Origin of the sequence: Halomonas sp. TA22 (genome assembly GCF_013009075.1) — a bacterium.
In the GTDB taxonomy this organism is placed as follows: domain Bacteria; phylum Pseudomonadota; class Gammaproteobacteria; order Pseudomonadales; family Halomonadaceae; genus TA22.
This window is the reverse complement of the sequence record NZ_CP053108.1, coordinates 148493-173634: the sequence shown is the minus strand read 5'-3', so window position 1 is coordinate 173634 and position 25142 is coordinate 148493. Positions and strand designations below refer to the sequence as shown.

Genomic DNA, 25142 nt, shown 5'->3' with positions numbered 1-25142 from the left:
GCCCTAATGGTCGATCTAGACGCCATTGATCGCAAGCTGGAGGGCGATCATGGCCATCATCGTGCCGATCAAGCCATCGATCATCCGCCATACGGCCGGCTTGGAGAGCCATGGAGCCAAGGTCGCTCCCCCCCAAGCCAGTAGTGCGAACCATAGGACGGAAGCACTCCCCGCGCCGGCCAGGAAAACGGTGGGGCTCTCCTGCTGGGCACCTATGGCAGGAATCAGCAAGAGCGTGTCCAGATAGACATGAGGATTCAGCAGCGTCACCGCAAGTGTCGTCACCACCACCGCCTTCAAGCTGCGTCGTTCTCTTCGTTGAGCCGCCAGCCCGTGCGCCCCCGTGAAAGCGCGCTTGAACGCCTGAACCGCCAGCCAGCCCAGAAACAGCACCCCCACCCAGCGCAGTACCTCGACCGCTTCGGGCAAGGCCATCAGCGCGGCGCTCACTCCCAGCATCCCCATGGTGAACAGCAGGATATCCGTACACATGCATAGGCACGCCGACCACCACTGGTGCTCGCGACGGATTGCCTGGCCCAACACATAAGTATTCTGAGCACCAATCGCGACAATAATGCCGCCACAAACCAGCAGCCCGGTGAGGTAACTCGTCAACATGGTTCGCTCCTGTGTGAAGCGGCAAGTATAACGGACCATATATATACTAAAAATTCATCCTGCTAATGGTGCATTAAAACTGCTTATGCTGGACTACAAGCTTCTCGAGGCGCTAGCCACGGTGATCGAGCACGATGGCTTCGAGCGCGCCGGCGCAGCATTGGGGCTGACGCAGTCGGCGGTGTCACAGCGCATCCGCTTGCTAGAAGGGCGAATCGGCCAGTCGGTCTTGGTGCGTCATCCGACCCTTCAGGCCACCCCGACCGGGCAGCGGTTGCTCAACCACTTTCAACAGGTGCAGCTGCTGGAGTGGGATCTTCGCGATGCCCTGCCCTCCTTGGTGGCGACCACACCAAGGCTGCGCATCGCCCTGAATGCCGACAGCCTAGGCACCTGGTGGGCGGCGGCGATCGGCGAGCTGTGCCGCTCGGAAGGGGTACTACTGGACATGGTCATCGAGGATCAGGACGTGGGTCTAAAGCGCTTGCGCGATGGCGATGTCGCGGCTTGCCTGTGCAGTAGCGACCAAGCCATCGCTGGCGCCCGATGCATCGCAATCGGGCACATGGTCTATCAGCCGCTCGCCTCGCCGGACTATATCTCGCGCCATTTTCCCGATGGCCCCACCGAGCGGGCGTTTGGCTCGGCGCCGGCCATCGTGTTCGGCCCTCACGATCAGCTGCAGCATCGCTTCCTGGCCCAATGCGGCTATCGCGGGAGCTTCCCTTATCACCTTTGCCCCTCCTCGGAGGGCTTCGTGCGGCTGGCGGAAGCAGGCATCGGCTACGGCATGATGCCGACCCGGCAAGTGCAAGCGCAGCTGGCGCAAGGCACCCTGGCGAGCCTAGCCCCCGGTAAACAACTGAGCGTCCCGCTCCATTGGCACTTCTGGCGCCATGGCGGACAGTTACTGGAGCGCCTTACGGCGAGATTGGAAAAGGTAGCGCTCGATTGACTTTCAAGAGGAATAGGCAGATTCCCGACAGGATCATGCTAGCGGCTCCGCTACGGTGAACCATACTTGCATATCGCCCATCGTACCCAGCAGGAGTCTTCCATGCGTTACAGAAAATTCGGCAATACCGGTCTGTTCGTCTCCGAACTCTGCCTTGGCACCATGACCTTCGGTGGCGAAGGCGAACTGTGGGGCCAGATCGGTGATCTGCAACAGGGCGACGCCGACAAACTGATCGGCAGGGCCCTAGATTCGGGCATCAATTTCATCGATACCGCCGACGTCTACTCCCTGGGGCAGTCGGAAGTCATCACCGGCCAGGCACTGAAGAATCTCAAGGTGCCCCGCGACGAGGTCGTGGTCGCGACCAAGGCCTTTGGCGAGACCGGCAGCCGGGGCGTCAATTCACGAGGCACATCGCGTTACCACATCATGGAGGCGGTGAAGGCCAGCCTGAAGCGGCTGCAACTCGACCATATCGATCTCTACCAGATCCATGGCTTCGATCCGGCCACCCCGATCGAGGAGACCATGCGCGCCCTGGACGTACTGGTACAGCATGGCCATGTGCGTTATATCGGCGTCTCCAACTGGGCGGCGTGGCAGATCATGAAGGCGCAAGGCATTGCCGAGCGCCAGAACCTGGCCCGCTTCGAATCGCTCCAGGCGTACTACACCCTGGCCGGTCGTGATCTGGAGCGCGAACTCATTCCCATGCTCGAGAGCGAGAACGTTGGCTTGATGGTATGGAGCCCACTGGCGGGTGGCCTGCTTAGCGGTAAATACAGCCGCGACGGCCAGGCCGAGGCCGGCAGCCGCCGTACCAGCTTCGATTTCCCACCGGTGGACATCGAACGCGCCTATGACGCCATCGACGCAATGCGTAGAATCGCCGAGGCGCACGGCGTCTCCGTCGCCCAGATCGCCCTGGCCTGGCTGCTGCATCAGCGGGCCGTGACCAGCGTGATCATCGGCGCCAAGCGCACCGACCAACTCGACGACAATATCGCCGCTATCAACATCACGCTAAGTGGCGATGAGCTTGCCGAACTCGACCGCGTAAGCGCCCTGCCCGCGGAGTACCCCGGCTGGATGTTCGAGCGCCAGGGCGAGTATCGGCGCCAGCAACTGGCAGAGTCCTTCCGCCGCTGAACCCTGCTCTGCGTCGCCCCTTCGTCCTCCCTTACGCTCGGCAGAAGGGCCAGATCTGGTAGAAGTGGCGGCAGCGGAATTCGGACTCGCAGGAGGCCAGCTGCGACTGGTAGCGGCTGGCCCGCGAACTCACCTGGCTTGCGGCCTGCATGACGTGGGGCTTGCTTCGGTAGGTGCCGCGGCGGTAGCCACCGGCTCCCTCATGATAGGCAAGGTAGAGATGCTCGGGATTGTAGAGCGAAATGCCAAGCTGCCGGTGCGTGCGTGCGTTATACCAGCCGACGAAGTCGGTGGCGTGTTTCATATGGGTGCGGCGGGCAAAGAGACGCCCGGCATCGGCCTGGTACTCGCCCCAGACCGGATCCTGCGCCTGGGCATAACCCCGTGCCGATGAGTGACGCGGACCGGGGAATATCCATAGGATTCGCTTGCGGTCGGGTCGGACATGGCTGCGAAACGAGGACTCCTGCTGAATGAACGACATCTGCGTCGCAATGGGCGTGCCCCACGCTTCCTGCGACGCGCGGGCGTAGTCATACCAGGAGGGCTGCTCGCGAAAGATCTCGCAGATGTTGCTCTGATCCTGCGGTGGCGCAGGCGCCATCATTGCGCAGCTGGAGGAGAGCAAGCCAAGCGCCACGATCAGCAGCCACCGCCCTACGCGCTTGCCACCGTGCCGATCAATCGATAACCGCATCCGCCCCCCTGCTGAATGTTTTTCTCTTATTCCTCATGACATCCTTCGGCAGGGGGACGATTTACTTTAACCAATCGCTTTGGCGGGCCATGTTGCCACTCTATCCCGGCAGCCGAAAGCCTGTATGATGATTCTGCAACAGTTGCCAATACGGAGCAGAAACCACGATCGAACATTCCTACCAGACCAGCCCAGGAGGTTCTCATGAAGGTATACAAACCTGAATGGCACTGCACGTTTAGCGTAAACGAAGGCGTGGAAGAATCAGCTAGCTGGCAATCGCGACTTGCCTGGCGCATGCGTGCGCTAGCCGACAAGCTGGATAGTGGCGGAAGAACGATCAAGATCGATTGCAACGTAATGCCCCAAGTCAGCCGTCAGGAGGTCGACACCTGCCTGGGCAAGGGCTTTGAAGTGACCCAGAGCCTGCTCACCCAGCTCGCCCATCAAGCTGCCTGTGAGGATGTCATGCGCGACGCCAGGGCCAATCTCTTCGAGGAAGATTATCAGTTCTGACGTTCCATCCCTGTCACACACGGCCCGCCCAATGGTGGGTCGTGTCGGGACAATAGTTGAACACTTGTTACGGCGACTCGGTGCCATTCGGTGCTGGCCTGTTTCGCATCACGACCTAAACTGAAGGCACTCACCGAATCGACTCTGAGGAGCCATCATGGCGCTTACCGCAACAGACCCCATCAAGATGATCTTCGCCATCATTCTTCCGCCAGTTGGCGTTTTTCTGGAAGTCGGATTAAAAGGCCACTTCTGGTTGAACATCCTGTTGACCATGCTGGGCTTCATTCCGGGAATCATTCATGCCTTTTACGTGATCATCAAACACTAGGGCAAGAGACCTATGGTGCATTTCCGCTTACCAGCGATGCTTCATGCTGCATAAGCACGATCTGCCCGCGCTGCTGACCGGCATCATGGCCACACTTGCCGGCATCGGGATAGCGCGCTTCGCCTATACACCGCTGCTGCCGGCATTGATCGAGCAGGGCTGGTTCACGGCTTCGCAAGCCGCTTATCTGGGCGCCGCCAACCTGCTGGGCTACTTCATCGGCGCCCTTACCGCCCACAGGCTATCGGAGCACTTCCGCCCCCGCTGGGTGCTGGCAGGCGCCTTCGCTGCCATCGGGCTGAGCTTTCTGCTCTGTGCAAGTCCAGCGCCCTTCGCTTGGTTCTTCATCTGGCGTCTGGTCTCAGGCGTTGCCGGCGCAATTCTAATGGTGGTTGGTCCCTCCATGGCCCTGGCGGCCACCGTGCCCGAGCGCAAGGCCTCCGTGGGCGCCCTAGTCTTCAGTGGTATAGGTCTGGGGGCCTTGATTGCGGCGACCGTGGTGCCGCTGCTGCTCGAGTATCCCCTGGCCGTCACCTGGTTGGCGCTGGGAGGGGTTTCACTGCTAGCGGGGGGAATCTGCGATCGAGGCGTCACCCGGCTTGACAAGCCAGCCGGACTCCCCTCATTGAGGGAAGGTGGAGACACCCGTCAGCTTGGCGCACTGGTCGTGATCATGGTGATCGCCGCTTATGGCCTCGATGCGGCAGGCTTCGTGCCACATACGGTATTCTGGGTCGATTACCTGACCCGAGAAGCCGAATTGGGCCATGAGGCCGCCTCTCTGCAATGGGCCATGTTCGGAATTGGCGCAGTAGTAGGGCCGCTGCTGGCTGGCCTGGTGGCGAAACGACTGGGGTGGCATACCGGCCTGGCGCTGGCCTTCCTGGCCAAGGCCCTGGCTGTCGCGATCCCCCTGATCTCGCTCTCTCTCGTCAGCCGGTCGATCTCGTCGCTGGTGGTGGGCGCCATGATTCCCGGCATCGTCGCTTTGACGTCGGGCCGCCTGGCGGAGCTGGTGGGGCCACGTGCGCACAAGCGCCTATGGGGTTACGCCACGGCCACCTTCGCCGCCGCTCAGGCAGCTTCCGGTTACGGCATGTCGGCACTCTATGCCACGACCGGCACCTACCATCCGCTCTTCGGCATTGGCAGCTCCATGCTTGCCGTGGGGTGCCTACTGCTCCTGTTCAGCCGCAACATCGGCGCCACGGCCGAGTCACGCCCACTTGCGTAGCATCGGCAATTTACCATCCTTGCCTAGGAGCCACACATCATGCAGCTCTACCTGAACGCCACCTCGCCCTTTGCTCGTGTCGCGCGTATCGTCGCCATGGAAAAGGGACTCGCCGAGGCCGTCACGCTCTGCTGGTGCGATCCTTGGTCAGACGATGCATCTCTGCTTGCTGCCAATCCGGTGGGCCGGGTGCCTACCTTGGTAACCGATGAGGGGACGGCACTTAGCGAAGCCCTGCTGATTGCCCAGTACCTGGACGCTACAGGCGAAGGGGAATCACTGCTGCCCCCTACCCGACTGGGCCGTGTGCTCAGCCTGGCCGGCCTTGGCCAAGGGCTGATGGAAGCCGCGTTCAATACTGTCATCGCCCGTAAGCATAACGGCCCTGAGGTCGATGCCAGCAATCTCGGGCAGCGCCGTCTGTGGGCGATTCCCCGCATCCTGCAACGACTCGAAGATACGATGAACGAGGCGCCTCCCAAGCCCCCGAGACTCACCCTTGGCGATATTGTCGTTGGCGTAGCGCTCGAGTATCTCTCCTTCCGCTTGCCGGAATTCGATTGGGCAGCCGATCACGCCGCATTGGCAGGTTGGCATACGGTCCTGATCGGACGCGACAGTTTTCGGGCGACAGCTTTTGGTTAGTCAAATCACCTTTGAATTACATGAACCAATAATAAGCACCGATTTTATTTGCCAACTGACAATAATACGCGCAAGAGTGACGAATTCGCACTTGCCGTCACAATGCGGTTGCACTGCAAGTTTACGTCATGTGCCCATTTGGAGACACATCAAATCATTGATTTTTAATTATTATTTAAGGAATGTCAGAAAAGCGTCGCCATAAAGAAACAATTAATACCTTCACCTATTCTATTTTACACCTTGCGCCTTCTGGTCTACGCTTCATCTCATTGTTTTTGTTTAGCGAAATCTTCTCTGGCCCACTTATCGCACTAGTAAAGTACAACTGGGAAGAGTAGATGTTTAGCCATAGGCTCTCCCAGTATAAGGAGGCTCTTGTTCGCCAAGGAGTGGCGGTTGATGGAAGGATTTCGGCAAGGACGCCTCCCCTCATTTTATGCTGGCGGCTACTCGGTAGCGGCCAGCTGGCAAGACCCTTCAGTTCCCTGCGTACCTTGGGCCGCTTTGCGGCCTCATTTTTTGCGGCTGCCTACGCATCCTCCGGGAAAAAATGGCAAGCCAAATGCGTCAGCTTTGTACCTCTACTACTCAGCACTGCCAGGACGGATCCTGGAACGAGACGCCCAACATGCATATGAAACCTAAGCAACCCTTGGTCATCAGCCTCAGCCTCACGGCCGTCGCGCTTGCCGCAGTGCTTGCCTGGAGCCTCGAGCCAGCAGCCACTTCCCTCTCTCTCGGCGTCATCGAGTCTCTGATCGAACTCCCTCCGGGCCTCCCTCGCAGCAGCCTGATCCTTCTCGCCTTTATCGGCGGTATCGCTCTCACGATCACCTTGATCGTGCGCCCCATGCGCAATGCCTACCAAGAACGCGAACAGCAACTCAAGAACAAGCAGAAGCAGCTCGAAGCACTAAACGACAAGCTCCATCGCCAGGCCACCAGTGATGGTCTGCTAGGCATTGCCAACCGCCGCGAATTCGAACGGGTGCTCAAGCTTGAGTGGCGCCGTGCGGCTCGCGAACGGCAACCGCTGAGCCTGCTGCTGATCGACGTCGACAACTTCAAGGTATTCAACGACACCTATGGCCATCTGGAAGGTGATGAATGCCTACGTCACATCGCCTCCACCTTAAAAGAAGCAGCTGCCCGGCCAGGCGATCTAGTGGCGCGTTATGGCGGAGAGGAGATGGCCATCCTGCTGCCTCGCACAGAACTGGAAGGCGCAACGCACATGGCTCAGCGCATTCATGATCTGTTGGCCGAACGTGCCTGCGCATTTCCCGCCTCCCCCGTGGCAAATCATGTGACTGTCAGCATTGGTGTCACCTCGATGCTGCCGGTACGCCATGCCAATGCTCATACGCTGATCAAACAGGCCGATGAGGGGCTATATGCCGCCAAGGCCAATGGCCGCAACAGAACCGAAGTCGTTTCACGGATACGCCTGATCGCTTCGATGGATGACGCTCATCGCAAGCTATCCCACCGCGCCTGAGCCCGACCACGACACCTGCATATCATAACGCCGGCCAAGTGGCCGGCGTCGTTGTCAGTATCGTTGCCCGCGCTGAATCAGCTGATATCGACGATCTTGCGAATCAGCCCATCCTGGAATGAGAATTCGGAGCGCCCCTCCATCTCCATTGTCTCTCCTTTGCTGGCACCCTCGGGAATATCGAAGGCCAGCGAGCCCCGGAAGTGGATATTGACGGTCGCGGGTTCCGCTTCGAGATCGTAGCCGCGCACGGTGAGCTGACGCGAGAGGAACAGCGTCTTGCCATGTTCCGCCAGGCGACGAAACTGCTCCTTACCCGATGCATGTGCATTTATGACGCCGCCCGAGACATTCCTGAATTCGATCTCGTCATGCAGCGTGGCAAGCATCCTATCGATATCGAACGAATTGTAGGCGCTCAGGTACTTCTCGATCAGTATCTGCTTGTGCTTCTCGTCATCCATGGCATGGCGCTCCTGATATATGCATAGCATCGTCGTCATGACGGTAAATCTAGATCATTGATCATTATGCACCAAGCAAACCATTTTCGCCCTAATGACGCGATTGACAAAAATATTGCAGCGAATTCCGTCAAACGCCGCTTTGGTTGCCACATCCCGCTACGCCGGCTATTATTCTCCCTTGTCCTATGGCCCTCATTGCATCAATGGATGCTGAACACTGCTACACGAGAACCTTGAGGAAATATCATGGGAAGATTTTCCCAACTTCTTATCGCCTGCGCATTGGCAGGGGGTCTGCTGGCCTCTGGCCATGCGATCGCGCATGCTCAGGCAGACGATACCGAGCAAGGCATCGCCTCCTTCTACAGCGATGCTTTCCAAGGTGCCGCCACCGCTAGTGGCGAGCCTTTCGACCAGCAGGCGCTGACGGCCGCTCACCCCTCGCTGCCGCTGGGTACCATGGTGCTCGTCACCCGCCCGGATACCGGCCAGGAAGTGGAAGTACTGATCAACGATCGCGGTCCCTACGTCCAAGGGCGCATCATCGACCTCTCCAAGCGCGCTGCACGCAAGCTCGGCATGATCAATCGAGGCACGGTGCCGGTAATGGTGACGCAGGTAAATTGATAGTAGCCATATCAGAAGCGAAGCATGCCGGCCTTGGAGCCGGCATCTATGTTTGGCCCTTCTGCCTTAACGCGTTTTGTCTAGCTTGTCCTGCGTGCGGGTCTCGAAGTCGCTGGCGTCGTGGCGCTCATGTAGCTGTCCACCGGGATCGCCGAAGCTACGGTTGACCATGCACCCACGCTTCACTGCCGGACGCGCTTCGATCTTCCTGGCCCAGCGCAGGACATGCTCGTACTCCTGTACCTGCAGGAACTCGGCGGCCTCATACAACTGCCCAAGCACCAACTGGCCGTACCAGGGCCAGGCCGCCATGTCGGCGATGGTGTATTCGTCACCGCCGAGATAGGACGACTCTGCCAGACGCCGGTTGAGCACGTCGAGCTGACGCTTGGCCTCCATGGCGTAACGGTCGATGGCATATTCGATCTTGACCGGCGCATAGGCGTAGAAGTGACCGAAGCCACCGCCAAGCAATGGCCCACTGCCCATCTGCCAGAACAGCCAATTCAGCGTCTCCGCACGTTTGGCGGGATCGCGCGGCAAGAACTCGCCGAACTTCTCGGCCAGGTAGAACAGGATCGCGCCCGACTCGAACACGCGGGTGGGCGGCGTGGAGCGGTGGTCCATCAAGGCGGGAATCTTGGAGTTCGGATTAACCTCGACGAAGCCGCTGCCGAACTGATCGCCCTCGCCGATGTTGATCAGCCAGGCGTCGTATTCGGCCGCCTGGTGACCCAGCGCCAGCAATTCCTCGAGCATCACCGTCACCTTGACCCCGTTGGGCGTGGCAAGCGAGTAGAGCTGTAACGGGTGCTTGCCGACCGGCAATGCCTTGTCGTGGGTGGGGCCGGCAATGGGCCGGTTGATGCTGGCGAACTTGCCACCACTCTCCTTCTCCCATTTCCATACTCGAGGCGGCACGTACGCGTTTTCCTGGCTCATAAACAACTCCTGAAAGCATGAGGATGGCGCGGCCCGGCTAGTGCTGCGGAACATACTCGGTAGCTAAAAGATAGCGTGTTAAGTGTCGTTCTTCGAGCCGGCGTTGCACCATTGATCGCATTGGTCACCTACCGGTCGATGGCCGATGATTATCCTTATTCAGCCGACCTGTCGCCGGCCCCCTCCTGCACTGCTGTCTGGCGGTTGCCTGACCGTTTGTCCTTGGCGATATCATGATGGCTGATGACTACCACGTCTCGCGGCCACCACTCGGGGTGATTCTCCCGGATGAAGGCCATCAGCCTCTCGCGGATATTCATTTCCGCGACCCAGCCGGCGAAGGGGTCGGACGCCATCAGGTAGCAGGAGACCGTCTGGGACGTCTCGCTCTGCGCAGTTACGTAGCAGCACAATTTGTGATGCTCGACGACGTTGTCCTCCTCCTTGGCGAACGCCAGGAATTTCTCCCTGATCTGCTGTATGTCGGCGCTCAAATGAAGCTTCATCTCCAGCGTCCTGTACATCTTGGCGCTCTTCACCGACAGGTTCTCGAAGGGCTTGGAGACAAAGTACGTTACCGGCACGATCAAGCGCCGCTCGTCCCACACCCTCAAGCGAATGAACGTATAGAAGATACCCTCGACATAGCACCACTGGCCCTCGAACATCACCAGGTCGCCGATACGGATCGGCTTGGCCAGCGACAGCTGAAACGATGAGAGGATGTTGCCAAGCACCGCTTGGCCGGCAATACCCACCAGCACGGCAATCACGCTGGCCGAGGCCAGCAGCGACAGCCCCAGCGTCTCGAAGAGCTGGATCTGGCTAAGCACATAGACCGAAACGGCGATCACCGTGACCAGGATGATCAGCCGACGCAACGCATAGAGCGATGTCAGCAACTTGCGCTCGTCCTTGGGCTTGGTATCGTCGATCCCGCCCACCAGGCGCCGCATCATCCTCAGCATGATGGTGTCGACGAGACGCAGCGCGATCGTTCCGCCCCCCCAGGCCATGATAGTGATCAGCAGCACGCGAATGAACGTGGTGGCCACCGCCGTGAAGGAGACCACGTAGTCGAGCAGTACCTGGGCCACGAGCGACATGACGAGCAGCGCCATGGGGCCCCTGATACGACTGGCGAAGATGCTTGGCGAACCCGACGGGAACCAGTGTGCCGTCAAGCCGACCAGGCTGTAGACCCCCCACCCCACCAGGCCAATCGCCAGCAGGAAAGCCGGAATGGCGATCCACTCCCATATCTCGAGCATCCCGAACGACGACTTGAAGCGCTTCGGGATGTACTCCTCCAACAATGAGGGGCCGTACTCCTCGTAAAGCACGGGAAGCGATGCAACGCTGTCCGGCGTGATCAGCCAGACCGGCTCCTCGTCGCCCTCCCGGTAACGACCCAGCCGAATATCATAGGCTTCGCCATCGGCCTCGAGCGAGGCCAACTGGATATTCCGGCGCGGCTCTCCCGTCAGGGGATGCTCCCCTGAGGGGTCCTCGATGGCGGCATCCTGGCGCCCCGAAAGGTTGGACACGTTGAGCCACTCGCCACGCCTGAGAACCGCCGCCAACTGCATGGCAAGTTGCGCCCCTCGCGCTTGCTGCTCGGCATCGGTCAGGTCGGAGAGGTTGAGCACATGCGCCGCCGCCGCGAACTCCTCCTCTTCGGTAAGCGAAAGGAAACTGCGGATCGCCTCGCGTGGCGAAAGGCGCTGGACCGCCTCGGGGGGGTCGTCCAGTCCGGCATTCAGTGAATCGACGGCGAACCACAACCTCTCTTCGCTTTCGCCTTGGCTCTCGCCACCGCCTCCGCCCTGCGGCATTTGCGCCATGCACAGGCTCGAGAACGTGAATGCCACTGCCAATACGATCCACAGGCGCCATGTTCCACTTCGCTTCATACGTGCCTTCCGATTGCGATAACCCACCCCCATGCTACCTGACAGTCGGGTTGTATTGGGCTTACCGATACCAACGAGTGGAAGCGCGGGTATGCAGTCGCGAAGCGTGAATCGTCTTGCCTAGCCAAAGAGCCGCATCAGGTGCTTACGGTAAGCGATCTTGTCGCGCTGTACCTCAGGTGCCTTGATCACATCGGTGGCAATGAACGTGGGCAGTGCTGCCAAGCCCACGAACGCCTGGGACTTGTGAAACGGGAAGTAGACGCCATCCACGCCACGCCCCTCGAAGAAGTTGCCCGCCTCCTCGAAGGCTTCCAGCGGCGCGTTCCAGGTGAGCGAAAGCATGTAGCGCCGCCCCTGCAGCAAACCACCACTACCGTACTGCTTGGTCGGGTCTTGGCGCGAACGCCCATCGCTGGCATAGAGCGAACCGTGCCCAGCGGTAAAAACCTCATCGATGTAGCGCTTGACGGTCCAGGGGGCGCCCATCCACCAGCCTGGCATCTGATAGATAATCGCTTCGGCCCATATATAACGCTGCACCTCTGCCTCTGCATCGTAACCACGCTCGATCACCGTCTCACGCACCTCGTGGCCCAGCTCACTCAGGGTTTCGAGTGCAACACCGTGAAGGGTATTGTTGAGCTCACCACCAGAGTGAGCAAACGCCTTGCCGCCATTGATCAGCAGAATCCTCATTCATCAAACCTCTTGAATAGTCGTCATGGCCTGCCCTCACGTCATAGGCAGGGATCCGGTGAGACGTATTGTGGGAGTCGAGAAGAAGAAGAAAAACCGAGATCAGAACAAGACACTTTTGACTTAAAATCAACAGTGCCTATTTAATCCCGCATCTAAAACAGTGCAAATCCGCATGAAGAGACTATGAAAAGCACCCTCGAAGAGCAGCAAGCGTTTGTCACCGTGGTCGACTGTGGCTCGATCACCGGTGCCGCAGAACGGCTCGGCATCACCGTCTCCGGCGTCAGCCGTGCGCTCAACCGTCTGGAGCGGAAGCTCGGCGCGACCTTGCTGCGCCGGACCACGCGCCGCTTGGAACTCACCGAGGAGGGCGAGACGTTTCTTGGCCACTGCCGCCATATTCTTTCCGCCGTGGAAATGGCGGAGGAGTCGATCCTCGACCGTCACGACCAGCCGCAGGGTAGGCTCAGGATCAATGCCGCCCCGAGCTTCATGCAGTTCGTCATCGCACCGGTGATCGGCGAGTTCCGCGCCCTCTATCCTGGCATCACGTTGGAGCTCGACACCCACGACCGCTTTGTCGACCTACTCGAACAGCGCGTCGACCTCGCCATCCGCATCGGTGAACTGGAGGACTCCTCGCTCCATGCCCGGCCACTGGGCCAAAGTCCGCTGCGCATCCTGGCCAGCCCCCGCTACCTCGAGTGCCACGGCGTACCGCACAGCGTCGAGGCGCTTGGGCATCACAGCCTGCTTGGCTTCAGCCAGCTCGACCATCTCAACCGCTGGCCCCTACGCCGCGCCGATGGCAAATATCTGCACATCACGCCGACACTGGCGGCCTCAAGCGGCACCACGCTGCTGGAACTCACGACCGCTGGCGAAGGCATCGCCTGCCTCGCCGACTTCATGACGCTTTCCCTCCGCCGGAAAGGGGCGTTGGTCGAGGTATTACCTCAGCATGTCGAGTTCCAGACCCAGCCCATCAACGCTGTCTATTATCGCCAGGCCATACTTTCCCAGCGCACCCGGTTGTTCATGGAGTTTCTGGCACAGCGGCTGCCAGGACAGTATCTGCAGGGGTGAAGGAAACAGTGACGATTAGCCACCCTATTTAAACTGTAATGATTCTCATCAGCATTGACAGTTGATCTGGGGCACGAACAGCGACGAGAACGACTGATCAGCCTCCCGGATCGCCAGCGCATCGTGACACTGGTGCAAGACGTCCAGCGTGACGGTGCTCGGCTGGCCAAGGCCTGTCAGATGATGGGCATCAATGTCCGGCAGATCAACTGCCGAGTTGCGACAAATGGTGAGGAAACTGAATGACCGTCCTCGAAAGCGTCTCGGCTATCGGACACCGGCACAGGTGTCCCTGGGAGTGTTTAGGAGCCCTAAACACCGCTGGTGCTGCGCTTATGGTTGAATTCAAGATCCAAAGCATGGAACTAACCCTCTTCTGTGCTAGCATCGTTACAAATGGCAATATAAATACAACAAACACACAAACTTTACGCGCAGGGAAGGACCATGGCCAATGACTCCGTCAAGCCTCGCATTGTACTGCATCCTCACAATCGCCGGGTGCAGGTAAAGCTCGGTGACACGCTTCTCGCCGAGACCACCAGCGCCATCGAAATTCACGAACGCGGCTACCCACTGCGCCATTATCTGCCTTGCGAAGAGGCGCGGATGGAATGGCTGGCTCGCTCCCATAAGGTGATCCGTTACTTCTACAAATGGCGAATACAAGAACATATGCTTACGCAAGTCCTTTATGCTGGTCCGCTTTGGATAGTCACCGGTTATTTTCTGCCTTTCATTTCGATCATTTCATTTTCAAAGCCACCTTTCATGCAATTGCCTCCATGACTTCCATCGTCTACTCATAGCTTTACTCCACATTGTTTATTATTGCTGTGTAATTTCGCTCAAAAGGAAAACTTTCATGATAAATTACAAGTCTTTTTACAACCTGTCAGAAGATATTAAGAAGCATCTGTATAAGATTCATTCAGGTGGATATGATTTGATAGTAGGCATACCAAGAAGCGGAATGATACCTGCTTACATGATTGGGCTGTACACTAACTTAAATGTTATTGATATTGATGGATACATTCAGAACCGCCCACTGAAAAATGGGCTCACTCGGCAAGTCAAAAACAAGCTTTGTACTGCGCATGATGCAAGAAAAGTTCTGTTGGTCGATGATAGCATTTTATCGGGTGAGTCTATGGCTTATATTTTAGAAAAATTGCCCAATGATCTAAGAGAACGTGTTACATCTGTAGCTATCTATTCAGATAGGAAGAATCGAGCTGATATAGATTTTTATTTTGAGCATGTGCCCGCACCCAGAATTTTTGAATGGAATGTTTTTCATCACAGAATATTGTCTCGGGCTTGTGTTGATATTGATGGCGTACTTTGTCTTGATCCAAGTGAAGATGAAAATGATGATGGGAAAAAATATTTGGGTTTTTTGACTAACGCAAAACCGCACATCATTCCTTCCTGTAGAATACATTCATTGGTGACAAGCAGGTTAGAAAAATATCGGCCTCAAACAGAGGAATGGCTTAAGAAAAATGGAATTCAGTATGAAAACTTAATAATGCTTGACCTGCCATCTAAAGCTGAGCGACAGAGGTTAAGTGCGCATAGTGCTCATAAAGCCGCCTATTTTAAGGATCAGAGCGAGCTTGTTTTATTTATAGATAGCAATGTTAGACAAGCCAAAAAGATTATGGAGCTGACGGCAAAGCCTGTTTATTGCGTTGATAATAATCATATGTTTTTGCCTAGCTTCTTGGGACTGGTTAAAAACAAAAGAAAGAAAGTGCTTTTCAGAAAATTCAAGATTAGGTTTATTGAGCCTCTTTCGCATCTGGTCTTTAGGGCGTTGGTGTTTGTTAATAATAGGACAATAAAGTAGGCATAGGGTTCCGCATGATAAAATGAGTTATAGGAGTTATCTTCTGCTGACAGCAAGAGGGTGATCTCAAGTTCCAGCAACGCTATTGAAGTGTGCTCGGGCCGGCGACCGACTTCTTGAGCACTTCGGCGTAGACTTCCAGCGGCGGTCGCCAGTTCAGTGTTTTGCGTGACCGTGTATTCAGTGAGTTGGCGATCTCGTCGAGCTCTTCCTGGCGGTAGATCGAGAGGTCTGTGCCCTTGGGCGGGTACTGCCGCAACAGGCCATTGGTATTCGCGTTGGAACCCCGCTGCCATGGGCTATGTGGGTCAGCGAAATAGATCGCTGTACCGGTTTTCTGAGTAATTCGGCACGTTTCACCATCTCTCGGCCTTGGTTGTAAGTCATGGACAGGCGCAGAGATCGCAAGCCCCGACCACCAGGGAGGTCTAGCGCCGGACTGTGCGGCCTTGCGCCATCGGCAAGCGAGTGGCGTAGGCCGATACTGAGATGCGCTCGCGCTCACAGCGCGTTGAGCATCTCGACCTTGCCCTTGAGCTGTTCGCGCAGGGAGACCGAATAGGAGTGAAGCGCCGCCTTGGTGGCGCTGTAGGTTGGCGTGGCGCTCAGCGGGACGAAGGCAAGGCCGGACGATACGTTTACGATTACCGCGTCTGGCTGGCTTATCAGGTGGTCGATCAATGCGTTGGTCAGCCGAATCGGCCCAAGCAGACTAAAGCAACACGCCTAAGGTGCGGAAAAATGAGGACAGCTAGCCACAGCATTGGTGAACCGATGTCTAACATCGCCACCGCACCGGCTACAGCGATACCCCCTGCAAGTGCTGCTTGGCGGCATCGATGAAGGCGCGCACGTTCGGATGATCTCTGCGACCGCTCTGGAACAGCAAGGAAATCGGCAGCGCCGGGGCGGCATCGTCATTCAGGATATGCTCGAGCCTCCCTGCCGCGACATCATCGGCGACTTGGTAGGAGAGCGTTCGCACCACGCCGAGCCCGGCGACCGCAGCGGCAATGGCCGCGTCCATATGGTTGACTGTCAGTCTGGCGGGGCTTCCGGATCGCCGAACCTCATCGAGGCCCCACCCGCGATGCGGCCCGGCCTCATCCTCTATCCAGATCAGGTCATGATCGCGAAGATCGGTCAGCGACGTCGGCCTGCCACGCGCGGCGAGATAGGCCGGGCTCGCACTCAGCACTCGCCGCACCTGACCGACTTGCAGCATGTGCAGCGAGCTGTCCGGCAACTCGGCGATGCGAACGGCAACGTCGATGCCCTCATCGACCAGGCGAACCACCCGATCCAGCAGCAGGAGCCTGACCTGAAGCTCGGGATACTGCCGCAGCAGCTCGACCACCACCGGCAGCACGTGCAGCCGGCCGAACATGACCGGCGCCGTCACCGTCAGGGTGCCTCGCGGCGTCGCGCGGCCACCACGGACGATATCGAACGCCCCGTCGATCTCGGCAAGCCCTGCCCGGCATCGCTCCAGGAACAGTGCCCCCTCCTCGGTCAGCCGAACGCTGCGCGTGGTGCGCATCAACAGCTGAACGCCAAGGCTCGCCTCCAGCGCCGCGATGGTCCGTGTCACGGTGGTGGGCGACATGTTCATCCGCCGCCCCGCTTCGGCGAAGCTCGATTGTTCCGCTACGCAGATGAAGGTCCTTAGCGTTCGCAGCCTGTCCATTGCGCCTCCTGTCCATCGCTCGTCCATCGCCGAGCATTATTATCGGTTATCGCAATGATGAAGTGTGATTCTGACGGATTCTCTCGCCTTCAAGCGAGAGACAGAATGAGGCTTCGTCTGCAGGAGGACAATTGTCATGAAGCTCTACCATTACGCTCTCTCAGGGCACGCCCATCGCGCCGCCCTGTTTCTCTCCCTTGCCGGAGTCGAGCATGAACTGATCGAGGTCGATCTGGCGGCCGGCGCCCACAAGCAACCGGAATTTCTCGCGCTCAATGCCTTCGGTGAAGTACCGGTGCTCGACGACAACGGCATCATCATCGCGGACTCGCTGGCGATTCTCGTCTATGTGGCGAGGAAGATCGGTTCTTCCCATTGGCTGCCGACCGATCCCGCCAACGAGGCGCGGGTACAGCGGTGGCTCTCGGTCGCGGCCGGCAAGGTCGCCTATGGCGCCTGCGCCGCCCGGCTTATCACCGTATTCGGTGTACCCTTCCGCCCCGAGGAGGTGATCGAGCGCGCCCACGCCACGCTCGCCGTCATGGAGCGGACGCTGGAAGGCCAGCGCTGGATCGCCGCAACGGCAGAGCCGAGCATCGCCGACATCGCGCTCTACAGCTACATCGAACGGGCCCCCGAGGGCAACGTCGACCTCACCGGCTACCCCAGAGTCCAGGCCTGGCTGCGCCAGATCGAAGGCCTCCCCGGTTTCATCCCCTTCCAGCGCACCCGCGCCGGACTCAATGTCTGAGCAGGCCACTTCCTCAAGGAGTCATTACCATGCGTTTTGACACGCTTCATCTCGACCATATAGGCATCCGCGTCACCGATCTCGCCACAGCGGAATCCTTCTACGCCAAGCTCGGTTTCCTGCGCGATCCCGGAGAGTTTGCCCCCGAGGCCAAGGCCTGCGGCCTCGTGCATCCGTCAGGCCTGCGCATCCACCTGATCTACAACGGCGAGCTTGCCGAGGAAGGCAACGTGCTGCTGGACGCGCCGATCAAACGGCCCGGCTACACCCATGCCGCCTTCATCGTCGAGAGCATGGACGAACTGGTGGCATGGCTGACGCATGAAGGGACCAAGATCACCGAGGGGCCAGTCATGATGGGCCACGGACGCCGCAATGTCTGCTTCATCCGCGACCCCGATCTGAATGTGCTGGAGTTCAACGAAATCCTGCCGCACCCGCACTAACTTGACGACAAGCCATGTTCAGCGCTGCCCGGCGCCACGGAAGGCCCGTGATGGCATCGGCTCGACGAGATGTGCCCTGCCCACGGGGGCCGAGTAGGGCTCGGGCCAGTATTCGACCAGCCGGATAATCCTTCCCTTCTCTACCGTGAAAAAGGAGATCGCCGTTGCCGACTGGACACCATCGGTGATGGCGACTTCCGTCACCACCTCACCGTCACCCTCGACGACGCGATTCAGCGTGAACTGCCAACGGCCATGGGCCGGGTATTCGGCATTCATCCGTGCGAAACGCTCAGCGCCGCGGATGCGCTCGTTGGACTGCGGCCATTCGAGAACGAATTCCGACACAAGCACCGCCATGACCGAGTAAAAGTCATTGGTTGCCATCAGCCGCCAGAATTCGCGCACCACATCGCCTGCTGTTCTCATCCTGCTTCCCCCTCTTGGAGCCCTGGCGCAGCCAGGTCGCGATGGCCACCCTCTACATGCTCAATCTACCCACTTACAGCCACGTGGCTCGACAGTCGCTGCAACCCCGTGCTATGCATCAAGTGTGCTTGCGACAGCAGCGGGGTGATAGTCATGGCCTTCCACAACCCGGATCCGAAAATGCGCGAAATCGAGCAGCGCAATGCCCGGTTGCGCGCAGGCCTCTTTGCCAAGCTGTTTAGCGGTGCCTGGCGTGGATTTCGGAAGGCCTTATCACGCCTTCGATTCCGGCGCCGTGGGCGCCAACCTTGAGACCGATACTCTGCGCTTCTCACGCTCCACTTAGCTAGAACGCGGCAAGATGGAGCGACGATTGATGGTCACCTGGGGGTTCGATAACCACTTCAACCTGGCGAATGCCCTCAAGGCCGCCGCATGGCAGCGACCAGGGCACTCGCCCCGATCAGGCTGCCGGCACCGGTGCGGTGCAGGATGCGGCGCAACCGAGCACTCAGCACCCGGCCGCCGCTGGTGGCCAGGAAGGTGAAGGCGAGATCGCTGAGCACGCCGATGACCAGGAAGGTCGAGAATAGGATGACCAACTGCGGCAGCAGGGGCTGGCTGGGCGCCACGAACTGGGGCATGAAGGCCATGAAGAAGGCCAGGCTCTTGGGGTTCAGCACGGTGACCAGAAACGCCTTGGCGGTACCGAGACGAATATCCGTGCCTGTAGGCTGCAGTTCGCCCAGTTGGCCGGCCTCGCGCCACATCTTGATGCCTAGATAAAGCAGATAGGCGGCCCCGAGCCATTTGAAGAGCTGGAACAGCTCGGCGGAGGCCATCAGCAGCGCACCGACCCCGGCAAACGACAGGGTCATGGCCAGCAAATCCCCCAGGAAGAAACCAGGCAGCATGGCTAGGGCAGCGCGTCGCCCTCGGTTGATCCCGGTAGTGACCAGCAGGGCCACGGCGGGGCCGGGCGAAACGATGATCAACAGCGAGGCCAAACAGAAGGAAAGCCACAGTTCCAGCGGCATAGCGTGCTCCTTGCACGAGCTTCAATGGGTCATATCGGTGACGTTCAGCACATGCTTACTAAAGCATCCCCGCCGCCGCCTGTAAAAGCAACGGCCGGCACCGGCAACCGCTTCATCGTCGCCTGGAGCGCGGCAAACCGACCCTGCAACTGCAAAAGGTGTTGGACGTGCTGGGCCTGATGAGGCTCGAGGTCGTAGTGCGGCGCAAGGGTGGCAGCCGTCATGAATAATGACACCAGTCTTCGTAAACTAAGGCTTTAACACGGCCGAATTCACGAACGTTGTTGGTCACCAACGTACAGCCAGAGGCAATTGCGTGTCCTGCTATCGCTGTGTCGTTAGGTCCGATGGGCGTCCCAGCACTGGTCAGGTCGCCCATGACCTCCACCGTCGCATCCACTGCTGGCTGATCCCACGCCAATACGGCATCAAGACGCTTCACGAACTCATCGACCAATATCTTGTGCTTGGCTGATGCCTTCTTGCCGAGCTGACCATAACGCATCTCGGCGTAGGTGATGGCAGAAACGACTATCCGATTGCCCTTCTCAACTTCAGTGGTCAAGCGCTGGATCACCGATGCTGGGTGCTCACGCATGATGAATGAGCAGATGCATGTATCGAGCATGTAGGTAGTCACAGATGGAACCTACCTTCATCGCCCACGACTGTTGGCCGTTCTTTCAGGAAGTCGTCGTCAGCTTTCGGCAAGTCATGCAGAGACGCCCAGGAAGGCCGAACAGGGCGAAGGGTGATCACATCTCCCTCCCTCGTGATTTCCAGCTCCCCAATGCCTTCATAGGCCATGTCGGCGGGCAGTCGGACTGCCTGATTCTTGCCATTCTTGAATATTGACACGGTACGCATTTCTCTCACCCCACGCACATGCTTTACATATGGCACTATAGTAGCCGCACCATGCATATGCAAGACATATGCAAGCGGTGGATCAGATGGGATTTCCATGACTCTACAGCGGCCTCGCACGCCGCTTCACGTTTCGCATTGATGGTGAGGCTCGCCCCAACCGTATCGAACGCTCGCAACTCGAAGCGCTGGCACGCTCGATGCGATTCCAGCCACGTTACTTCATCAAGCAAGGCCTCGAACTCGCCGAACGCATGCCGGCAGCCATCGACACTACCCTCGCCACCCTGAGCGCAGAGACACACCAAGGCACCGAGTAAACGCTGCTGGAGAGGCTGCAGCAGCGGCTGCTAAGCAACTGCAGCAAGCTGCCGGAGCGGTGGGCAGTCGGGGGCAGTTGACCCCACCAGCTTAAGCACCCGCCCCACCGTCCATGGTCAGACCATGGAGGCCGTCAGGCAGCACCTATACTATCCGACAATGACGCGAGAAGGGCCAAGCGTCAGCCATAATCAAAAGCTCCATTTACCCCCAAAGATTCGGGCAAATATTCTGCATTAATATGTCAATATAGCCACTTCGTCTTAATTATCGGCACATCGCCGTTTTTATGACAAGTGCTGATAAGCTCCGCACATGACAGGCTCTGCCCGCCGCGGAGCTTCCGAATCATCGGCAGGGAGACTCTCATGGCCCGCAATATCATCGTTCTTGGTGCCGGCATGGTCGGCGTATCGGTGGCCTGGCATCTGGTGCGTCGCGGCCATGACGTCACGCTGGTGGACCGCCGCGAGCCGGGGCTCGAGACCTCCTTCGGCAATGCCGGCATCATCCAGCGCGAGGCGGTGCGCCCTTATGCCTTCCCCCGTGATATCGGCACCCTGCTGCGGGTGCTGCCCAACCGCGAGGTGGACATCCGCTACCGCCCCACCGGCATGATGAGCGCAGCGGGCCCGCTGCTGAACTACTGGTTGAACTCGAGTGGCGAACGCTACGAGCGCATCGTTCGCGAGTGGGCGTCGCTGATCATGCGCTGCCAGGATGCCCACGCGCCGATGATCGAGGCCGCCGGCGCCGAGGCGCTGGTGCGCAAGGGCGGCTGGCTGGAGCTTTACCGCACCCGCAAGGAGTTCGAGGAGCGCCAGAAAGAAGCCCAGGAGAACCACGAGCGCTTCGGAGTGGAGTACGAGGTGCTGGACGCCGAGGCGCTCTACGCCAAGGAGCCGCACCTGGGCAAGGGGCTGATCGGGGCGATCCACTGGGCGCAGCCCTGGATGGTCTCGGACCCGGGTGGCCTGGTGCAGGCCTACGCCCGCAGCTTTGCCGAACAGGGCGGCCATGTGATGAAGGCCAGCGTCGAGGACGTGCTCCAGGTGGATGGCGGCTGGCGAGTCAATACCAGCGAAGGCCCCCTGGAGGCGGAGCAGGTGGTGGTGGCCCTGGGGCCCTGGGCCGGAGAGCTGCTGGGAAGACTGGGCATGAAAGTGCCGCTGTTCGTGAAGCGCGGCTACCACATGCACTACTCCGCCGAAGGAGAGGCCAAGCTCAACCACTGGGTGATGGACGCCGAGAAGGGCTTCCTGCTCGAACCGATGCGCGCCGGGATTCGCCTGACCACCGGCGCCGAGCTTGCCAACCTGGACTCGCCGCCCCAGTACAAGCAGCTGGCCGCCGCCGAGAAGGTGGCACGCAAGCTGTTCCCGCTGGGCAAGCGTCGCGACAGCCAGCCCTGGAAAGGCGCCCGGCCCTGCCTGCCTGACATGAAGCCGGTGATCGGCCCCGCCCCCGACAAGGAAGGGTTATGGCTCGCCTTCGGCCACGGCCACCAGGGCTTTACCCTGGGCCCGGCCACAGGCGAGCTGCTCGCCCAGATGATGGATGGCGAAGCGCCCGAGGTGGATATGACGCCGTTCCGCGTCGATCGCTTCTGACTGTGAGGTCACAACGAAAGCGGGCGCCCTTGTGGCGCCCGCTTTAAGCTGTCTACCAACTCCCCTGCCCACTTGGGCACTCCCATTCGCCACAGCGAAGAACTCGGCAAACTGGTGCGCCAGCTGCGTACCGAGCAGGGGCTGTTGCAGAGGTGGTAGTGCAGCGAGTGGGTGGTTAGCGCCATGGTAAGTGACGATACGTTGGAGGTGTACAGCCTTAGGTCAACTAACGGCCAAAAGCGGACCTTGAGAAGTCCCTGATATAACGCCAGCCAGCATGCGCGCCTTTGTGGTGGAGGCGACGCCGCAACGAAACAGGCGTCGCCAAACTTCACCTGCGCTTGTGCTCCGTCCGAGAGGCAAGGTCAGGTATCGAATCTGCAGGGCTGGCTACGGTTTGGACTTTTGCACGATCTTTTAATCTTTTCTGAGCGATATAGGAAAGTGACTTTCCAATTCTTTCCGCTTCCTGCTGCATTTAATAAATCTCTTCACCAGATATAGGGTCATCCCTTGCGTCGATCATTGTCGAAAAGTGGTATACCGCGTCACTCTCATCTTCCGACCTAGTTGTATGCTCCAGAATGTCATCCAACTCGACACTTACCGCGTCTTGCATACCAGAACCTATTGCGCCGAAGTCCTGTTTTAACCAGTCGGACTGCTCCATGCTGTTTTTAGGACAAATAGGTCATGTTCAGTAAAAGGCACATGAAAGTCATTAAAGTTAATGAATTTTGACCATCAATTCGCATTTGAAAATGATAGTGAGAAAAGTCTATCGATGTGTCCTGGCTTCGGCTTGCCGTTGGTGTTCCTCATAACTGAGTCGGTTCATCTCCTCAATTTCTTGGGGAGACATCTGCTCAAATAGCTTCCTATATTTTTCGGTTCCGTATTGCAAAAATCCTCCCAGTGAACACCGGAGTTAAGCGGCGCGCCAAACGCCAACATTCAATCTATGGCAAGGAAGCACTGACGCTCGAAAGAAGCAACGCCCGCCAGCGGCGCGTCCGCTTGAACGACTGGTTATGCGGAAGCCATGCGGCTCATTTACTGAGCACACCCCGGGCCGCAACGCCGAGGCTTGTAGATGGACATAGAGGAATCTATAGAGCCATCTATAGAGCCATCCCAAACGAGTCGCCTCCGGGGCGGAGTCTCTCCCTCACATGGCAGCGGGCTCGCCGAGAAGACGTTCGATCTGATCGGCTGCCTCCATTGCTCCACCGCCCTCGTGCAGGGTGGCTGCAAGAGTGCGGGCCGAGGCCGTGTAAGACGAATCATCCAGCAGTGCCTCGACGGTTGCCCGTAGTTCCCTCGTGCCGATCTTCTGCCCGCTGAGGTGATGGCGCAGCACAAGACCCGCGCCACGGTCCGCGACCGCCTGGCCGATAAGGAACTGCTCGACCTGCTGGGGGATAACGACCATCGGCACGCCGAAGTGGAGCCCCTCCAGCACGCTGTTCATTCCGCCATGCGTCACGAACACCGCCGCCTGCCGCAGCGCCGCGAGTAGGGGCACGACGGCCCGTACCACGATGTTCGACGACGCTGATTCGAAATCGGCAGGGTCCATGGCACGGCCGACGACCAGCAGCACGTTCGCGGGCAGCGCAGCGAAGGCGTCGATGCAGGATCGGAAGAAGTCTTCGCCGCCGCGGTGCAGTGTCCCTAGGGACACCACCACCAGGGGGACCTCGTCTCCAAAGAGGCGTTCAAGTTGCTCGTCGATCTCCTCGCTGCGCAACTCGGTATCGATGGAAGGGCCGACGAAGTGGCTACTCGCATCGCACCGGTCATCGGGAGATTGGATCCATGCAGGAATCGGGAAGATTGTTAGATCACCTCGGGTCGGGAACACCGGACTCGATGGTAGGAGGTCACGACCGGCGCTTCGCAGCAGCCGTCGTCGCGCGCCGAGGATTCCCGGCAGGGAGGTCGCGGTCTCCCGCACTACGGCAAGACGCTCGCGTACAGTCAAACTGCGGAACACGGATGCGTCGACGAGGATCGTGGTCATAAGAGAGATCGCCGGACGGCGCAGGCTGGTCGCGAGCATTCGGCCCCATAGGGCGTTCGAGTCGAACATGATCGCGTCCGGGGGGGCCTCCCGCAGCTCGGACTCCAGCAGCGGCAACAGCGTCTGCGTCGCCTCCAGCAGTCGCTGAACGACCTTCGCCGATCCGCCGTGAGCGGTGGCATCGGCAATTACATTGGAGGAGATCGTGCCGTCGGGATAAGCGCGGCAGGTGGCCCCTAACTGCTCGACGACAGCGCGGAACTCCTCGGTGACGTAAAAGGTGACGTCGATGCCGCGCCGGACCAGTTCACGGACCAGCGGCGCGCTGGGGTTGACGTGGCCAGCTGCCGGCATGGCGGTCATGACGATGCGGGTCATCGGCACCTCCGGGTGGGATCAACTCGAACGACCTCAAAGTCCAACGTGTCCCCATAAATGGATTTCTGCTTGTGGGTCGCTTACGGGGATGGAGAAGATGTCTAACCGGTTGATCTCCATTTAGGCGTTGTCTGTTTCAGGAACGAGTCAAAGGCTTCCGCGCCGCATAACAGTTGTGTTATGTAGCATAATCGATATTCCACTTGAACACGCATACGCGTTCAAGAATATTATGCCGCGCGCCCGCAGCCTTATTAAGGCACTGAAATATAGGCGCATTAAGTATAGCTCGGCGGCATTGAACCAATCACCGCGCACGCTGCATAACACAGATGAACGTGCTTGTTCT

Annotated in this window: 27 protein-coding genes and 1 pseudogene; 14 read left to right on the top strand and 14 right to left on the bottom strand. The window is 58.8% G+C overall.

Annotated features, from left to right (window positions below; genetic code table 11):
* Window positions 1-15 precede the first annotated feature (15 nt).
* Window positions 16-621, bottom strand: a complete 606-nt coding sequence (locus tag HJD22_RS00820) for a LysE/ArgO family amino acid transporter (protein ID WP_208654842.1) — start codon at window positions 619-621, stop codon at window positions 16-18.
* A gap of 85 nt (window positions 622-706) precedes the next feature.
* Between HJD22_RS00820 and HJD22_RS00815 the strand changes: the two genes are divergently transcribed.
* Window positions 707-1576 (top strand): LysR family transcriptional regulator ArgP, encoded by an 870-nt coding sequence (locus HJD22_RS00815; protein WP_208654843.1) that lies wholly within the window; start codon window positions 707-709, stop codon window positions 1574-1576.
* Window positions 1577-1678: 102 nt separating this feature from the next.
* A complete protein-coding gene (locus tag HJD22_RS00810) occupies window positions 1679-2728 on the top strand; it encodes an aldo/keto reductase (RefSeq protein WP_208654844.1) in 1050 nt (349 codons plus the stop codon).
* A 31-nt stretch (window positions 2729-2759) separates the two neighbouring features.
* On the opposite strand, the gene HJD22_RS00805 is transcribed toward HJD22_RS00810, so the two are convergent.
* Entirely contained in the window at window positions 2760-3425 is a 666-nt protein-coding gene (locus HJD22_RS00805; RefSeq protein ID WP_208654845.1) for a lysozyme-like domain containing protein, read from the bottom strand.
* Window positions 3426-3629: 204 nt separating this feature from the next.
* On the opposite strand from HJD22_RS00805, the gene HJD22_RS00800 reads away from it, so the two are divergent.
* The 5 genes from HJD22_RS00800 to HJD22_RS00780 all read left to right on the top strand — a co-directional run bounded on the left by HJD22_RS00800 (window position 3630) and on the right by HJD22_RS00780 (window position 7652).
* Complete coding sequence (locus HJD22_RS00800; protein WP_208654846.1) at window positions 3630-3941, top strand: hypothetical protein; 312 nt, start codon at window positions 3630-3632, stop codon at window positions 3939-3941.
* A 157-nt stretch (window positions 3942-4098) separates the two neighbouring features.
* The gene (locus HJD22_RS00795) at window positions 4099-4272 is read left to right on the top strand and encodes a YqaE/Pmp3 family membrane protein (RefSeq protein ID WP_208654847.1); all 174 of its coding nucleotides are present in this window, start codon (window positions 4099-4101) and stop codon (window positions 4270-4272) included.
* Between the two features lie 43 nt (window positions 4273-4315).
* Window positions 4316-5506 (top strand): YbfB/YjiJ family MFS transporter, encoded by a 1191-nt coding sequence (locus HJD22_RS00790; protein ID WP_208654848.1) that lies wholly within the window; start codon window positions 4316-4318, stop codon window positions 5504-5506.
* 39 nt (window positions 5507-5545) lie between these two features.
* Window positions 5546-6151 (top strand): glutathione S-transferase N-terminal domain-containing protein, encoded by a 606-nt coding sequence (locus tag HJD22_RS00785; RefSeq protein WP_208654849.1) that lies wholly within the window; start codon window positions 5546-5548, stop codon window positions 6149-6151.
* A gap of 631 nt (window positions 6152-6782) precedes the next feature.
* Entirely contained in the window at window positions 6783-7652 is an 870-nt protein-coding gene (locus HJD22_RS00780; protein WP_217267792.1) for a diguanylate cyclase, read from the top strand.
* A 77-nt stretch (window positions 7653-7729) separates the two neighbouring features.
* Here HJD22_RS00780 and HJD22_RS00775 read toward each other — a convergent pair whose 3' ends face one another.
* On the bottom strand, window positions 7730-8116 hold the full coding sequence (locus tag HJD22_RS00775) for a nuclear transport factor 2 family protein (RefSeq protein WP_208654851.1): 387 nt from the start codon (window positions 8114-8116) through the stop codon (window positions 7730-7732).
* A 249-nt stretch (window positions 8117-8365) separates the two neighbouring features.
* Between HJD22_RS00775 and HJD22_RS00770 the strand changes: the two genes are divergently transcribed.
* On the top strand, window positions 8366-8746 hold the full coding sequence (locus HJD22_RS00770) for a septal ring lytic transglycosylase RlpA family protein (RefSeq protein ID WP_208654852.1): 381 nt from the start codon (window positions 8366-8368) through the stop codon (window positions 8744-8746).
* Window positions 8747-8812: 66 nt separating this feature from the next.
* On the opposite strand, the gene yghU is transcribed toward HJD22_RS00770, so the two are convergent.
* The 3 genes from yghU to HJD22_RS00755 all read right to left on the bottom strand — a co-directional run bounded on the left by yghU (window position 8813) and on the right by HJD22_RS00755 (window position 12300).
* Window positions 8813-9688 (bottom strand): glutathione-dependent disulfide-bond oxidoreductase, encoded by an 876-nt coding sequence (yghU, locus tag HJD22_RS00765; RefSeq protein WP_208654853.1) that lies wholly within the window; start codon window positions 9686-9688, stop codon window positions 8813-8815.
* Window positions 9689-9843: 155 nt separating this feature from the next.
* Window positions 9844-11601, bottom strand: a complete 1758-nt coding sequence (locus HJD22_RS00760; RefSeq protein WP_208654854.1) for a mechanosensitive ion channel family protein — start codon at window positions 11599-11601, stop codon at window positions 9844-9846.
* Between the two features lie 120 nt (window positions 11602-11721).
* Window positions 11722-12300 carry an NAD(P)H-dependent oxidoreductase gene (locus HJD22_RS00755; protein WP_208654855.1) on the bottom strand — a complete coding sequence of 193 codons (579 nt, stop codon included), beginning with the start codon at window positions 12298-12300 and terminating at the stop codon, window positions 11722-11724.
* Window positions 12301-12486: 186 nt separating this feature from the next.
* Between HJD22_RS00755 and HJD22_RS00750 the strand changes: the two genes are divergently transcribed.
* The 3 genes from HJD22_RS00750 (at window position 12487) to HJD22_RS00740 (ending at window position 15244) form a co-directional block, all read left to right on the top strand.
* Window positions 12487-13389, top strand: coding sequence for a LysR family transcriptional regulator (locus HJD22_RS00750; protein WP_208654856.1), 903 nt, complete (start codon window positions 12487-12489; stop codon window positions 13387-13389).
* 447 nt (window positions 13390-13836) lie between these two features.
* Window positions 13837-14178 (top strand): DUF427 domain-containing protein, encoded by a 342-nt coding sequence (locus HJD22_RS00745; RefSeq protein ID WP_208654857.1) that lies wholly within the window; start codon window positions 13837-13839, stop codon window positions 14176-14178.
* A gap of 76 nt (window positions 14179-14254) precedes the next feature.
* Window positions 14255-15244: a phosphoribosyltransferase family protein gene (locus HJD22_RS00740; protein WP_208654858.1), complete on the top strand. Its 990-nt coding sequence runs from the start codon at window positions 14255-14257 to the stop codon at window positions 15242-15244.
* An 82-nt stretch (window positions 15245-15326) separates the two neighbouring features.
* Here the strand turns inward: HJD22_RS00740 and HJD22_RS00735 are convergent.
* The 3 genes and pseudogenes from HJD22_RS00735 to HJD22_RS00725 form a co-directional block, all read right to left on the bottom strand.
* Window positions 15327-15646 (bottom strand): annotated as a pseudogene (locus HJD22_RS00735) (IS30 family transposase); the annotation flags it as partial.
* Window positions 15647-15745: 99 nt separating this feature from the next.
* Window positions 15746-15943, bottom strand: coding sequence for an SDR family NAD(P)-dependent oxidoreductase (locus HJD22_RS00730; RefSeq protein ID WP_302051033.1), 198 nt, complete (start codon window positions 15941-15943; stop codon window positions 15746-15748).
* Window positions 15944-16043: 100 nt separating this feature from the next.
* Window positions 16044-16931: a LysR family transcriptional regulator gene (locus HJD22_RS00725; protein WP_208654859.1), complete on the bottom strand. Its 888-nt coding sequence runs from the start codon at window positions 16929-16931 to the stop codon at window positions 16044-16046.
* A 136-nt stretch (window positions 16932-17067) separates the two neighbouring features.
* Here HJD22_RS00725 and HJD22_RS00720 point away from each other — a divergent pair, with 136 nt between their 5' ends.
* Together HJD22_RS00720 and HJD22_RS00715 are read left to right on the top strand one after the other, a co-directional pair.
* Window positions 17068-17682 (top strand): glutathione S-transferase family protein, encoded by a 615-nt coding sequence (locus HJD22_RS00720; protein WP_208654860.1) that lies wholly within the window; start codon window positions 17068-17070, stop codon window positions 17680-17682.
* 29 nt (window positions 17683-17711) lie between these two features.
* Window positions 17712-18128 carry a VOC family protein gene (locus HJD22_RS00715; RefSeq protein ID WP_208654861.1) on the top strand — a complete coding sequence of 139 codons (417 nt, stop codon included), beginning with the start codon at window positions 17712-17714 and terminating at the stop codon, window positions 18126-18128.
* A gap of 18 nt (window positions 18129-18146) precedes the next feature.
* Here the strand turns inward: HJD22_RS00715 and HJD22_RS00710 are convergent, their stop codons facing one another.
* The 4 genes from HJD22_RS00710 to vapB form a co-directional block, all read right to left on the bottom strand.
* On the bottom strand, window positions 18147-18557 hold the full coding sequence (locus HJD22_RS00710) for a nuclear transport factor 2 family protein (protein ID WP_208654862.1): 411 nt from the start codon (window positions 18555-18557) through the stop codon (window positions 18147-18149).
* Window positions 18558-18979: 422 nt separating this feature from the next.
* Entirely contained in the window at window positions 18980-19594 is a 615-nt protein-coding gene (locus tag HJD22_RS00705) for a LysE family translocator (protein WP_208654863.1), read from the bottom strand.
* Window positions 19595-19814: 220 nt separating this feature from the next.
* Complete coding sequence (locus HJD22_RS00700; protein ID WP_208654864.1) at window positions 19815-20234, bottom strand: type II toxin-antitoxin system VapC family toxin; 420 nt, start codon at window positions 20232-20234, stop codon at window positions 19815-19817.
* Window positions 20231-20461, bottom strand: a complete 231-nt coding sequence (gene vapB / locus HJD22_RS00695; protein WP_208654865.1) for a type II toxin-antitoxin system VapB family antitoxin — start codon at window positions 20459-20461, stop codon at window positions 20231-20233. Before vapB ends, HJD22_RS00700 begins: the two co-directional genes overlap by 4 nt.
* A 689-nt stretch (window positions 20462-21150) precedes the next feature.
* Between vapB and HJD22_RS00690 the strand changes: the two genes are divergently transcribed.
* Window positions 21151-22392 carry an FAD-binding oxidoreductase gene (locus tag HJD22_RS00690; protein WP_208654866.1) on the top strand — a complete coding sequence of 414 codons (1242 nt, stop codon included), beginning with the start codon at window positions 21151-21153 and terminating at the stop codon, window positions 22390-22392.
* Between the two features lie 1168 nt (window positions 22393-23560).
* Here the strand turns inward: HJD22_RS00690 and HJD22_RS00685 are convergent.
* Complete coding sequence (locus tag HJD22_RS00685) at window positions 23561-24793, bottom strand: macrolide family glycosyltransferase (protein WP_217267791.1); 1233 nt, start codon at window positions 24791-24793, stop codon at window positions 23561-23563.
* Between the last annotated feature and the right edge of the window lie 349 nt (window positions 24794-25142).